The sequence below is a fragment of the Spirosoma lacussanchae genome, assembly GCF_005870035.1.
Classification (GTDB): Bacteria; Bacteroidota; Bacteroidia; order Cytophagales; family Spirosomataceae; genus Spirosoma; species Spirosoma lacussanchae.
On the sequence record NZ_SWJG01000001.1, the window covers coordinates 2,347,106 to 2,359,459 of the forward strand.

General features: G+C 54.4%; 12 protein-coding genes. 6 read left to right on the plus strand and 6 right to left on the minus strand.

What is annotated here, in order from left to right; genetic code table 11:
- The first annotated feature begins 20 nt into the window (after positions 1-20).
- Complete coding sequence (locus FBR45_RS09720) at positions 21-527, plus strand: shikimate kinase (RefSeq protein WP_138501540.1); 507 nt, start codon at positions 21-23, stop codon at positions 525-527.
- A gap of 73 nt (positions 528-600) precedes the next feature.
- On the opposite strand, the gene FBR45_RS09725 is transcribed toward FBR45_RS09720, so the two are convergent.
- Together FBR45_RS09725 and FBR45_RS09730 are read right to left on the minus strand one after the other, a co-directional pair.
- Complete coding sequence (locus tag FBR45_RS09725; RefSeq protein WP_138501542.1) at positions 601-2,148, minus strand: hypothetical protein; 1,548 nt, start codon at positions 2,146-2,148, stop codon at positions 601-603.
- A 139-nt stretch (positions 2,149-2,287) separates the two neighbouring features.
- The gene (locus FBR45_RS09730) at positions 2,288-3,622 is read right to left on the minus strand and encodes a hypothetical protein (protein ID WP_138501543.1); all 1,335 of its coding nucleotides are present in this window, start codon (positions 3,620-3,622) and stop codon (positions 2,288-2,290) included.
- A 265-nt stretch (positions 3,623-3,887) separates the two neighbouring features.
- On the opposite strand from FBR45_RS09730, the gene proS reads away from it, so the two are divergent.
- The 3 genes from proS to FBR45_RS09745 all read left to right on the plus strand — a co-directional run bounded on the left by proS (position 3,888) and on the right by FBR45_RS09745 (position 6,710).
- Complete coding sequence (gene proS, locus FBR45_RS09735; protein ID WP_138501545.1) at positions 3,888-5,360, plus strand: proline--tRNA ligase; 1,473 nt, start codon at positions 3,888-3,890, stop codon at positions 5,358-5,360.
- 189 nt (positions 5,361-5,549) lie between these two features.
- A complete protein-coding gene (locus FBR45_RS09740; RefSeq protein ID WP_138501547.1) occupies positions 5,550-6,197 on the plus strand; it encodes a thioredoxin family protein in 648 nt (215 codons plus the stop codon).
- Between the two features lie 60 nt (positions 6,198-6,257).
- Entirely contained in the window at positions 6,258-6,710 is a 453-nt protein-coding gene (locus FBR45_RS09745) for an FKBP-type peptidyl-prolyl cis-trans isomerase (RefSeq protein ID WP_138501549.1), read from the plus strand.
- A gap of 69 nt (positions 6,711-6,779) precedes the next feature.
- Here FBR45_RS09745 and FBR45_RS09750 read toward each other — a convergent pair whose 3' ends face one another.
- Complete coding sequence (locus tag FBR45_RS09750; RefSeq protein ID WP_138501551.1) at positions 6,780-7,187, minus strand: hypothetical protein; 408 nt, start codon at positions 7,185-7,187, stop codon at positions 6,780-6,782.
- A complete protein-coding gene (locus tag FBR45_RS09755; RefSeq protein ID WP_138501553.1) occupies positions 7,168-8,073 on the minus strand; it encodes a hypothetical protein in 906 nt (301 codons plus the stop codon). The genes FBR45_RS09750 and FBR45_RS09755 overlap by 20 nt, the downstream gene beginning before the upstream one ends.
- A 118-nt stretch (positions 8,074-8,191) precedes the next feature.
- Here FBR45_RS09755 and uvsE point away from each other — a divergent pair, with 118 nt between their 5' ends.
- Positions 8,192-9,166: a UV DNA damage repair endonuclease UvsE gene (uvsE, locus tag FBR45_RS09760; protein ID WP_138501555.1), complete on the plus strand. Its 975-nt coding sequence runs from the start codon at positions 8,192-8,194 to the stop codon at positions 9,164-9,166.
- A 165-nt stretch (positions 9,167-9,331) separates the two neighbouring features.
- On the opposite strand, the gene FBR45_RS09765 is transcribed toward uvsE, so the two are convergent.
- Positions 9,332-9,934: a T9SS type A sorting domain-containing protein gene (locus tag FBR45_RS09765; RefSeq protein WP_138501557.1), complete on the minus strand. Its 603-nt coding sequence runs from the start codon at positions 9,932-9,934 to the stop codon at positions 9,332-9,334.
- Between the two features lie 306 nt (positions 9,935-10,240).
- Positions 10,241-11,242, minus strand: coding sequence for a bestrophin family protein (locus tag FBR45_RS09770; RefSeq protein WP_138501559.1), 1,002 nt, complete (start codon positions 11,240-11,242; stop codon positions 10,241-10,243).
- 159 nt (positions 11,243-11,401) lie between these two features.
- Between FBR45_RS09770 and FBR45_RS09775 the strand changes: the two genes are divergently transcribed.
- Entirely contained in the window at positions 11,402-12,211 is an 810-nt protein-coding gene (locus tag FBR45_RS09775) for an SDR family oxidoreductase (RefSeq protein ID WP_138501560.1), read from the plus strand.
- Positions 12,212-12,354 lie beyond the last annotated feature (143 nt).

Consider the following 12,354-nt stretch of genomic DNA (forward strand, 5'->3'; position numbering starts at 1 on the left):
ACTCATTGTCATCCTGAGACATGAAGAATATTTTCCTGATTGGTATGCCATCGTCGGGCAAGAGTACGGTGGGTAAGCGTATGGCCGACGCGTTGCGCTGTCGCTTCGTTGACACCGACAAAATGATTGTCCGGGAGGAGGGCCGGTCTATTGCCGACATTTTTGCGACGGATGGCGAAGCGTATTTTCGGGAGGCTGAACGGCGTGTATTGCGCACCATACGCCCGGGGCAGAGCCTGGTTGTGTCGACGGGGGGCGGTATGCCGTGCTTTCACGATAACATGGCGTATATCAACGCTACCGGTTTGTCTGTGTTTTTGGATGTGCCCGTAGAGACGCTGGTACGGCGGATGCTGGCCCACAATACCGATGACCGGCCATTATATCGGCCCAACGATCCCGAACTGCTGACAACCCTGCAGCAGCGCTATCAGGATCGGTTACTATTTTATCGGCAGGCCACACTCATTGTGACCGGCGAAACTACGGCCGAAAAAGTATTAATGCAGGTGGGGGCCTGGCTGTAACCAGGCTTATCCGGGCCTAAAAAAAGGAGTCAGATCAGATCTGACTCCTTTTTTTAGGCCCGGGCAAAACGGATTAGAAGAACGTGCCGACCGATAGGGTCAGGTTGGTATTGTTGTTCGTAATCTGGGCTGAACCGTAATCGGCTGAGTTGGGCAGCGTATACGGGGTAAAGGCCGACTTGAAGGTGTTATAAGTGCCCGAAACATCGGCAAAGAACCGTTCGTTGCGAACGCCCACGCCACCCGAGAGCAGCAGTCGGCTCCGGTCGATATTATCCAGCCGGGAGATGTACGGATCGGGTAGGTAAGCAGCCCCACCCCGAATCCGGAACTGACCCGCGCGGAACTCCGCTCCGCCCCGGAAGTTAATCACATTCTGGTAGGTGGTTTGTACCGAGTTGCGCACGTCGTTCCGGAAGTCGCTGTTGACCTGCGCATTGCTATTGTCGGTCGTGTTGGCGCGAATGCCACCATAGCCGACGTATTCCGCTGATGCGGTCAGGAAGCCGATTTTACCTTTTCCCAGAAACACCGTCGCTCCGCCCGACGCCCGGAATGGCGAAGTAATGCTATAGTTAAAATCATTAGGATACACATCGACTGCATTGCCGATCAACGGCAGGGCTGGGTCGCGGGCTACCACGCTCAGGCCCTGGTTGAATGTTTCCCGGATACTCATGAACGTGGGAGTAGCTACGGTAGCGCCTATCTGCAGCTCAGGAGTCAGTTTATAAATAGCCCCTACGGACAGGTTAAAGCCATTGCCCCGAACCGTTAGCCGATCCCGCTGGGAGTAGTTATCAAACGTTTGCCCGTTCACGATGAACTCCGTCAGCACATTCTCCGAATTGTACCGCACGCTCGACAGGCCGACGTTAACGCCCAGGTAGAGTTTATCGTCCAGGTTACCGGCATAGGCGAACGTCCACTGAGACTGCGACCCGGTCGACTCGAAGGTGTTGCGCTGATCACGGGGACGGTTGGCATCGAACCGGGAGAATGGAGCACCGCTGTCATTCTGGCCAATCGGGCTGCCATTGACCAGGAACAACTGGTAGGCAGCTGCCAGCAGGTCGGTAGCCTGATTCGTGTTCGGATCGTACTCGGCGTCGATCTGGCTACCCGTAACATTGCGGGCGTTGGCATCCAGAATAATAGGATCTACGAACGAAGAGCGGTTATTGCGTCCCTGAAACGTAAACCGGTTGAAGTAATTGATATTTTGATGATACCCTATGCCAAACGTTGTCCGGCGCCACCGCCGGTTACCGTTATCGCCCCCGGCAAATATCAACCCCAGCTGACCCACCGAAAATTTGGCTCCATTTTCGGACAGGGAGCTGCCCAGAAACGACGCCTGACTGCTGTTTAGATTGAGCGTTGGGCTGATGCTGATCTCGGAGCGGTTATAGAATCCCAGGCCAGCCGGGTTGCCAAATAAAGAGCTGGCATCGCCACCAAGGGCGGCCTGGTTGCCACCTAAGCCGCGAAAACGGGCAGTACCGGTTTGCTGAATCTCGGAGAAGCGAAAGGCCTCTCCGGAATAGATATCGCCGGTCTGGCCAAAGGAGGCCCCTGCGCCGAGGAGCATTCCTGAGAGTAGTAAGAGCTTATTCTTCATGGAAGTGGTTGTCGTGAATCCGTTTTTTGCCCTTTGACAGGGGTCGCCCGGCAATGTTTAACGGTAGTATTGCTAATAACGAAAAAACCCGCCGTTTGTCGCAAACGGCGGGTTTTTTTATGGATTAACGAAGCGGTTGTTAGCGTGGGCCGCGCGAACCGCCCCCTCCGCCACCGGAGTAGCCACCGCCACCGCTGCTGCTACCGCCCCGCGAACCTCCGCTGTAGGAGGGAGCAGGAGCCGAATAGCTGGGTTGGCTAGGCTGGCTGTAAGTACGTGACTGATTCTGATAGCTGGGCGCGCTGTAGGTGCGTTGAGGCTGGCTAGGCTGGCTGTAGCTGCTGCGACCACTACTGTAGCTGCCCGAGCCCGAACTGCTGGGGGGCGTGTAGCTACCCCGGCTGTTCTGACGGGGGGCTGCGTAGTAGTCACTGCTCGACCCGCTACCGCTATACGAAGGGGTAGGCCGGTTGCTATAGGTCGGCGTTGTGGTGCTGCTGGCCCGGCCACCGCTGACCGATGAGCCGTTGTCGTAGTAGTAGGCGCCCCGGCTGTTCCGACGCGGAGCGGCATACGTACCTGAACCGGTGTTGTTGCTATAAGCTGGGCTGCTGCCCGAGCCACTGTAGCTACCCGACCGACCGCCGTTGTTGGCATTTGCCGAGCGCGGGGTGTTTACAAAGCCGTTGTTGTACCGACCCGATGAGCCGCCTGTACGAGCACCGTAGGTACGGTTGACGCGGTATGGATCAGCGCCGACCACGGTTACGTTGTTGACGTACACCGGACGACCCCAGCCACCGCCCCAACCTCCTCCATAGAAGGAGTTGAAACCACCGAAGCCATACGGACTGAAGAACGGATCGTAGAAGCCGCCACCGTAGCCGAAGGGCGAGTAGAACGGGCTATACGCCATCGAGCTCCCCCAGAACGGATCGTAGAAGCCGCCGTAGCCAAATCGGTTGAAACCCCAGGGAGAATAGCCGAAAGCGCCGACACCCAAACCGATGTTGAAGCCGTTAAAGAAGCCCATGTTGTTGAAGCCCCAGCGATTCCAGCTCAGCGCCGAGGTCTGTGCTGCGTTGTAGCCATTGACAAAACCGGAGTTATAGGCGTTCGTGCCGCTGTCGTTCCAGCCCGGATCCGGCGAAAGGCCCCGATTCAGTTTGCGGGTGCTTAGCTCTGAGTAATACTCGTCCGCATTGGCATTGTAGCCCTGCTGTTCATCGTTCAGGGCGTAGTCTGGGTTGTCATTGCGGCCTAACCGTTGTTGCCGCTGCTGCTGCCGACTGGGGCGTTGCACTACCGACGACGCGTCGGACGAATTGTCGGCGTACACCACTGCGTTGGCAGAATTGCCGTACAAGTCATCCACTTCGCCGGTGTTCTGGGCTGTCTGGCGGCTGGATGAACAGCTCCAGAAACCCATCAGCACGGCCAGCGTGAGATAGCTGTATATGCGTTGTTTGTTCATTTGGCAAGGGAATTTTCGTAGTAAAACCTGTCGGACCAACCGCCGTATGCACATAACACGGATGTGGATCGTTTGATTACAAAAATAGGATAAAAACCTATATTTGCAACTTTTCATTCATTAGATTCTAATTAGAATCGAAGGGTTTAAACCGTATTCAAAAAAAGTATTAAGGTTTCGGCACGGGTCTTCCATCAGCAGCGTTTAACCACCCGGTTCTGAATAGCTGTGGGTAGAAAATTACCGGCCGAAATCCCCTCCCGTCATGGCAAAAGCAATTCCTTCCCGTAGTGAGAATTATTCTGAGTGGTATAATGAACTGATCAAGAAGGCCGATCTGGCCGAAAACTCAGCCGTACGGGGCTGTATGGTGATCAAACCCTATGGCTTTTCCATCTGGGAAAAGATGCAGCGGGCGCTGGATGATATGTTTAAGGAAACCGGCCACCAGAATGCATACTTCCCATTGTTTATCCCAAAATCCTACCTGAGCAAAGAAGCCAGTCACGTTGAAGGATTCGCCAAAGAGTGCGCTGTAGTGACCCATTACCGGCTGAAGAACGCCGAAGATGGCTCGGGCGTGATCGTCGATCCGGAGGCAAAACTGGAAGAGGAGCTGATCGTACGGCCCACCTCAGAAACGGTGATCTGGAGTACCTACAAAAACTGGATTCAGAGTTATCGGGATCTGCCCTTGCTCATCAACCAGTGGGCCAATGTCGTGCGCTGGGAAATGCGGACGCGGATCTTTCTGCGCACGGCCGAATTTCTCTGGCAGGAAGGGCATACCGCTCATGCCACTGCCGACGAAGCCCAGGCCGAAACCCGGCAGATGCTTGATGTATATGCCCGGTTTGCTGAAGAGTGGATGGCGCTGCCGGTGGTGAAAGGGCATAAAACCCCGAACGAGCGGTTTGCCGGCGCCGAAGATACCCTGTGTATCGAGGCCATGATGCAGGATGGCAAAGCCCTGCAGGCGGGCACCTCGCACTTCCTGGGGCAGAACTTTGCCAAAGCGTTCGACGTGCAGTTCCTGAACAAACAGAACCAGCTGGATTATGTATGGGGTACGTCATGGGGGGTATCGACGCGTCTGATGGGAGCCTTGATCATGGCCCATTCCGATGACGATGGCCTGGTTCTGCCACCCAAACTCGCGCCCATTCAGGTGGTCATTGTGCCGATCTACCGCACCGACGAGCAGCTGGACGCCCTGTCGGCCAAACTGAAACCGCTGGTTGCCGAGCTGCGTAAGGCGGGTATATCGGTCAAATATGACGACTCGGATGCCAACAAGCCCGGCTGGAAATTTGCCGAGTATGAGCTTCGTGGCGTGCCGGTTCGGTTGGCCATGGGTGGCCGTGACCTGGAAAATGGGACTATAGAAATGGCCCGTCGGGATCTCAAAACCAAGGAAACTGTACCCTTCGAAGGACTGACCGAACGCATTCAGGCGCTGCTGGAGGACATTCAGCAGACCATCTATAACAAAGCCAGCCGCTTCCGGCAGGAAAACACCTTCCGGGTCGACACATTTGCTGACTTTCAGGAGCAAATCGAGAAAGGTGGCTTCATCCTGGCGCACTGGGATGGTACATCGGAGACCGAAGAAGCCATCAAAGAGGCTACAAAAGCCACAATTCGCTGCATTCCTTTCGATCAGGAACCCGAAGCAGGCGTATGTATCTTCTCCGGTAAACCATCGGCCGGCCGGGTCGTGTTTGCCCGGGCATACTAACAAACAGCCCCTTAGCGGGTCGTCAGGATGGGTCGGTGGCTACTGGTTGCCGGCCCATTTTGCGTGTATGAATAGCTCGTAGCCACTGACATGACCGGGAGGACTACCGTCGATTGTTGACCCCATCGGTAATCCTGAACGAAATCAGGCCACCCGGCTGTTGCTCTTGAAAACAAATTCGTTGATTATATGCAAATCGCTTCTCCGCTCATTACGTCCGAACTGATCGCATCAGCTTTGACGTATGAGCAGTATGTCCAGCTATCGACCGACCTGTTTGCCCAGGGTCGAACCACCTCCGATGACCCCCATTACAACACCCCCGAAATCCTGGGGTATACTAAGCTGAATCTGCATCGCATGAGTCGCCTGAACAGACTGACGGTAGTGTCCGATGAGCTGAAAACCGCGTTGGCCCAGCTTTCCGAGCCGTGGATATGGTTGGTCCTGACTGAGTCATGGTGTGGGGATGCTGCTCAGCTCGTACCCGTATTACACCGGATCGCGGGGGAGTCTGATCGGATACATCTTCGGTTTCTGCTGCGGGATAAAAATCCAGGGCTGATGAATGATTACCTGACAAACGGGGGGCGCTCGATTCCCAAGCTGATCTGCCTGCACGAAATACCACTCGCCCGGCCCGCGTACGAAGAAATTGGTACCTGGGGCCCACGGCCAGCCGGGCTTCAGGCCCATATGCAAACCTGGAAAACCGAGCAGTTACCCCTTTCTGAAGCCGTAGAGCGGGCCCAGCGCTGGTACAACGAAGACCATACCCAATCTACCCAGGCTGAACTTTTGGCCGCTATAACGAGTTGGTCAAAAATTAGCGTATAGCTAACGGCCTGCCGGAAGTTTCGGTAGGTTTGCGGCTGCTTTTACAAAACCAACCCAATTATGGCACAAGCAAAATCCGGCGACACCGTTCAGGTGCATTATACCGGCACCCTGACCGATGGTACGATTTTCGATTCGTCGGCAGGCCGCACCCCCCTTGAATTTACGGTCGGTAGTGGCCAGGTCATCAAAGGCTTCGATGATGGCGTGGCGGGCATGAGCCAGGGCGAAAAGAAAACCATCAATATCCCGGTGGAAGACGCCTATGGCCCGGCTAATGAAGAGATGATTTTTACGCTGAATCGCTCCGATATTCCCGATGATATCCCGCTCGAGTTAGGCATGACCCTGAATATGCACGAAGACGGTAATCCACGTCCTATTCCCGTCATCGTACGCGATTTGACGGATACCAGCGTGACGCTCGATGCAAACCACCCGCTGGCGGGCCAGGATCTCGTATTTGAGGTTGAACTGGTCGGGGTGAAATCGGCTTCGGGGCTGATTCTGTAATGTATCCGTACCAGTGGTAGCGGCCTGTTGCCGGAGTATTTTGCTCTCCGGCAACAGGCCGTTTTGTTGTCAGGTGGTTTCTTCGCTCATACTCAACAGGTCGCCCAGCTCGCGCAGGGCCGTCTGGATGCCCCGCAGATTAGCCCGGGCAATGTAGGAGGCCAAAGCCACCGTAATGGCCCCAATGTTCAGGGCAATGGTCAGGTTCCGAATGCGCTTCAGGCTGGCCTGCGCATCGTTGGTTGCCTGCTGAATGCGGGTAATTAGCTCGGCAGCGTCCCGAAAAGCCGGACGAACGGCCAGGGTCTGCAAATCCTGAGCCCTGTTTAATAAACTACTTTGATAGGCGTTCAGATCCAGGTGTTGCTCGACCGTAAGGTCGGGCCAGTGGCTGACCTGAAACTCGTTCAACGACCGGGCGAGGCTCCGGTATCCGTTAGCGAGCTCAACGATTTGTTCAGGGGACAAGTCTTCCATATACGGGCCTAAGTTGCTCTAGATCAGTACGGAGTTGTTGGATGGTGGCCACATAATTACCCAGAGTCGAAACGAGGTCTTTCCGGGTCAGGTGATTGCGGCTGGCGTAAAGTTGGTCATACCCAGCCCGGATGGTGCTGAGCGTTTTTACGTGCGTACGAACGGCCTGTCTGTTTAGTTCTGTTTCCTGACTGGTGCGTAGCCATTGCTGAGCGAGTTCACGCTTTTGGGTATACGACAGGGCCGGGTCCCGAATCAGTCCGTTCTTGTACGCGTTATACTGCTGCTCCCGACTGATGGCCACAACATCGGCCAGTCGCTCGTGGGCGAAGATCAGCACGCCGAGCACCTGTCTGACATCCGGATAGCTTTGATCCAGCAGGGCTTTGAGGGTACGTTGCCGGTAGCCACTCGTAGCCAGGGTGCCAACTACTGACAGTACCCGGTTAAACGCAACGGTTTCTTCGGGGGTTAGTTTGACCACCGATCCCTGCATGAACGCATCAAATGAAGCCGATTTTAGCTGAACCGGTTTAAACGAACTGCCGGTTGCCGATAAAGCCGCTATTCCTTTGAAATAATTGACCAGTAACGCTGTTCCGGCCAGCGTCAGGCTATCGGCCCGGCGGTACGACGCCAGCGAGTCGCGACCAACCTCACTGTCAAAATCGAGTCCGATAACGGGAATCCGGTTGAAAGGATGTCGACTGAGCGAATCGGTCAGGGTTCGATACCGGTAGATTCGTTCAAACGTCACGGGCAGGGCTGGGCTGGGTTGCAGACCCGCCTGGGTGGCCGTGCTGAACGTGTTTACTGATTTTACGTTCAGGCAACTCGTTAGCAGCAGTGCACACGATCCTACCCAGAAAAGGTATAGTTTTTTCATCGGAATAAACTCCGTTAGGTTGGAAAAATAAGCGGTTGCAGCCGAATGTGGGCAGGCTTTCGGGACTTTTGAACGAACGGTCAGTAAACCAGGATGCCTATGTTCCGGTTTTACACCTATGATTGATTTATCACCTACTGTTGGTTACGCCTGTATCAACCTGAATTTACAGGCCAACAAAATCATGACCAACCGGGGCATGATCAAGAAAACGTTCCAGAGCCGCGGCCTGGCCTATGCCTCGGAACTGGCTTTAAAAAACGTACAGGACCTGCTTACAATTGTTGACTGGAACCTGGAGCACGGATTCCGGCTGTTTCGGATCTCGTCTGATCTGTTTCCCTGGGCCTCGGAATACAAGATTGCCGAGTTACCCGACTTCATCGACATTCGGGCCACGCTGGAAGAAATTGGTAGTCGCCTCATTCGGCTAACGGTACATCCCGGGCCGTTTAATCATCTGGCCGGGCAGGGGAGCGTACTGACCAACACGATTAAGGACCTCGAGTACCATGCCGATTTGTTCGACCTGATGGGGCTGACGCCATCGCACTGGAATAAAATCAACATTCACCTGGGCGGTACCTACGGCGATAAAGGAGCCACCATAGCTCGGTTTTGCGCCAATTTCAACCGCCTGTCAGAAAACCTGCGTGCCCGGCTAACAGTCGAGAATGACGATCGCCCCAGTCTGTATTCGGTTCGGGACCTGGTGCCGGTTCATGAGCGGATCGGAACCCCCATCGTCTTCGATTATTTTCACCACTCACTTCACCCCGACGGGCTCACCGAGCAGGAGGCCTTTCTGATGGCCTATGACACCTGGGATGTTAGGCCGGTAGTGCATTATTCCAACTCCCGCCGGGATTATGAAGACCCAAAGGCCCGCGCCGAAGCGCATGCAGACTGGCTCTATACCCCCGCCAATACGTACGGGCGTGAAGTCGATATTGTATTCGAGTCTAAAATGAAAGAACTTTCCATTATGCGGCTGCGTGGCGACGAACCCGACCTGACTCCCCAACTCGAACGGCTCATCAACCAGCAGAAAAAGAAGGACCCTGAGAATCCGCCGGCCGAAGTGGTAGGATGATCGGGACGCTCATAGCGGAAAGATGGTGCAAAAAAATCCCGCTGCTTTCAGCAGAAAGCAGCGGGATGTTCTGGTAGTGGGTGAGCCGTCCTGTCCGAAAAGACGGCTCATCAAGTCGTGAAATGGTACTGGGATATTACGTACTGGATCACTCGCTGCAACGAACTAGCGAACGTCGATCCGCGAGGTAAACTGCTTTTGATCAGGACCTACCACGAACGTGTACGACCCGGCAGGCAGCGACGACAGGTCGAACCGCCGAACCGATCCTTTAAACGTATCGGTATAGACCGGGTTGCTCTGCGCGTCGTAGATAACCACGTTCGCATGATCGACGTTGGTAGCTGGTAAGCTTACTTCAATTTTATTTTTCTCGTACGCCGTCAGGGTTGGCTGCGCGAGCTGCTGCATGTTGCGCTCGTCGATGGTCAGCGAATTCCCTTTGATCGTCAGCGCCTGCGACATCCACCAGGCATTGTTACCGGCCGTGATGTAATACTGTCCATCGGGAAGGCTGTTGAGGTTGAACGACGTCATGGCCTGTTTCTGGCCTTTCGTTTCACCGCGGTAGAGCACGTTGCCGTCGGCGTCGATGATAGCGACATCAACGGGCAGACTTGCCTGTGTATACAAACGAACTTTCTTGCTTTCGGACTTCACGACTTTCACCCCACTAACCCCCGAACCTGTGTCAGCTTTTGCACCTCCCATGCCAGCCAGACTCCATACTGATAGCAGTACAGCAATTGATAAACGGAACTGTTTCATTGTGGTTTGAAATTTGGTTTTACCGTGACAAAGGTGTGGCTGTCAGGCGGCTAAATGCAAGTGTCGAACCCATCAGAAAGTCCTGTTTTTTGAAGATTCCTCTTAAAAGTCAATTCGTTATAAACAGAATAGTGCAATTATCGGAAAAGTGCAACAAGTCCCTATAAATGGCATGTAGTTTGCATTTTTCCAATAATTTGAAAAGATTGGATTTCGTCGTTACCGCACGCTATTTTTCATGGTAAGAATCCAATTTTATAAAAATGATGATAAATCGGAGCCTGTGCCGCAGTCCGTCAGGGAGCCTTACATCAGGATGTTGTTGACGGCCTGAACCCGTTTCGGGAGTTCGGTTTCACCCAGCATGTCGCGCAGATCAATCTCGATATTGCGGCATATGGCAGTCATGGGTATATCATTGATGCTGTTTTCGAAGGGGTTTTCGCTGGTATCTCCCACAATTTCCATGGTGTTGAAAATCCAGGCGATAACGGTGAAGAAAGGTACGGTCAGCCAGATGTGCCAGCCGCTGAATTTGGCCATTTCGCTGAGCAGGCCGTAGGGGAGGACCAGGATAAACAGCCAGGTGAAGAGGTAGCTGAAGAACGCATACTGCCTGGGAAACGGAAACGACTTAATTCGTTCACAGGCGCCCTGCTGGTTGTAAAATTCAACCAGCATCCGCTCCAGGTCGACGTGGTAGAAGTCGCTCAGGTAACCCCGATCGCGCAGGTCGCGCAGTTGAGCCGACTGCTGTCGAAGCAGGTAGGTAGCCGGGTTAGGGTGTTTGATAATGGCCTCGACCTCGTCGTTGGACAGGAATCGGCTCAGCTCCTTGTCCAGGCTGCATTGTTTGAATTCCTTGATGCGCTCAATAACCTCATGGGCCGGGTCGTGGTGAAGGTCCCAGACGGGTTTTTGCCGCAGCTGTACCCGAATTGCGGTCAGGTAAGCCAAATGCCGGTAAATCATGTCGCGATGGGCCAGGCGGGGCAGTGGGTCATCGGCATCGGCTCCTTGTACATAATCGAGTACCATGATACCCCAGGAGCGGCTCGCGTTGGTCAGGCTTCCCCAGATCCGGCGGGCCTCCCACAGACGATCGTACGACGAATTGTTCTTGAAGCCAACGTAAAAGGCGACGGCCGTACCGATGGTCGCTACGGGCACAAATGGAATGGCCAGAAACGTGCAGTCAGCAAAGGTGTAGAGGGAGCAGATCAGCGTTGAATAAACGAAAAACAGCAAGACAGCGCGCCAGGCAAACGGAAACACGATGGCGAACGGTACACGTTTGGTAGTGAACATGAGCAGGAGGTGCTGAAGGGTGAAAAGCGATACGTAGACAGCGGGCAGAGCGACTGATAAAGAACCGCTTCGGCGCTTGATTACAATAATCGGAGCCAAACGAATCGAAAACAAAATCTGTCCGATTGTCTTACTAAGAATATAACAAGCAGGTAAAGTATGCAGGACGTATTAAAAGGACAGATTGCGGTTGTCACAGGCGCAAGCAGCGGCATTGGTACAGGGGTGGCCAAATCTCTGGCTCAGGCTGGCGCTACGGTTGTTGTCAACTATTCCTCATCGAAAAGCCAGCCGGCCGCTCAGGCAGTCCTGGACGAAATCACCAGTGCCGGGGGGAGCGGTATGATCGCCCAGTGCGATGTCAGTAAAGAAGCCGAGGTAGAGGCCATGTTTGCCGAGGTGATCACCCGATACGGCACGGTCGATATACTGGTCAACAACGCCGGTCTGCAGCGGGATGCCGCCTTTCACGAACTCACCCTGGAGCAGTGGAACACGGTTATCGACGTGAACCTGACGGGGCAGTTCCTATGTGCCCGCGCAGCCATCCGGGAGTTTCTGCGTCGCGGTCCCCGGCCGGAGGTGTCGGCCGCTACGGGAAAAATCATCTGTATGAGTTCGGTGCATGAGCTGATTCCCTGGGCCGGTCATGTCAACTATGCCGCATCGAAAGGAGCCATTAAAATGTTGATGCAGTCGCTGGCGCAGGAATACGGCGACCGCCAGATTCGGGTGAACAGTATCTGCCCCGGTGCCATACAGACCCCCATCAACCGCGATGCCTGGGCCACCCCGCAGGCCTATAATTCCCTAATGGGCCTTATTCCGTATAACCGGATTGGGCAACCGCAGGATATCGGGAATCTGGCCGTTTTTCTGGCTTCGGATCTGTCAGATTATATTACAGGAGCCAGTATCTTTATTGATGGAGGTATGACCGTATTTGAAAGTTTTGCCTCAGGCGGTTAAGCAAGGCCCGTAAACGTAACCCGACGAAGGGGGGTGTTGGGCCGATCGGGAGAGCCAGCCGCGATGCTGTAGAGTAACTAAAAAAAAGTGGGTGGGGCCAGTAACTGATCACCAACCGCTTACGGCGTTCCCTTGATTTTTTT

Bases quoted from the DNA above. Each gene is read 5' to 3' on its own strand.
- FBR45_RS09720 (WP_138501540.1), top strand. From the start codon at position 21: ATGAAGAATATTTTCCTGATTGGTATGCCATCGTCGGGCAAGAGTACG.
- FBR45_RS09725 (WP_138501542.1), bottom strand. From the start codon at position 2,148: ATGAAGAATAAGCTCTTACTACTCTCAGGAATGCTCCTCGGCGCAGGG.
- FBR45_RS09730 (WP_138501543.1), bottom strand. From the start codon at position 3,622: ATGAACAAACAACGCATATACAGCTATCTCACGCTGGCCGTGCTGATG.
- proS (WP_138501545.1), top strand. From the start codon at position 3,888: ATGGCAAAAGCAATTCCTTCCCGTAGTGAGAATTATTCTGAGTGGTAT.
- FBR45_RS09740 (WP_138501547.1), top strand. From the start codon at position 5,550: ATGCAAATCGCTTCTCCGCTCATTACGTCCGAACTGATCGCATCAGCT.
- FBR45_RS09745 (WP_138501549.1), top strand. From the start codon at position 6,258: ATGGCACAAGCAAAATCCGGCGACACCGTTCAGGTGCATTATACCGGC.
- FBR45_RS09750 (WP_138501551.1), bottom strand. From the start codon at position 7,187: ATGGAAGACTTGTCCCCTGAACAAATCGTTGAGCTCGCTAACGGATAC.
- FBR45_RS09755 (WP_138501553.1), bottom strand. From the start codon at position 8,073: ATGAAAAAACTATACCTTTTCTGGGTAGGATCGTGTGCACTGCTGCTA.
- uvsE (WP_138501555.1), top strand. From the start codon at position 8,192: ATGATTGATTTATCACCTACTGTTGGTTACGCCTGTATCAACCTGAAT.
- FBR45_RS09765 (WP_138501557.1), bottom strand. From the start codon at position 9,934: ATGAAACAGTTCCGTTTATCAATTGCTGTACTGCTATCAGTATGGAGT.
- FBR45_RS09770 (WP_138501559.1), bottom strand. From the start codon at position 11,242: ATGTTCACTACCAAACGTGTACCGTTCGCCATCGTGTTTCCGTTTGCC.
- FBR45_RS09775 (WP_138501560.1), top strand. From the start codon at position 11,402: ATGCAGGACGTATTAAAAGGACAGATTGCGGTTGTCACAGGCGCAAGC.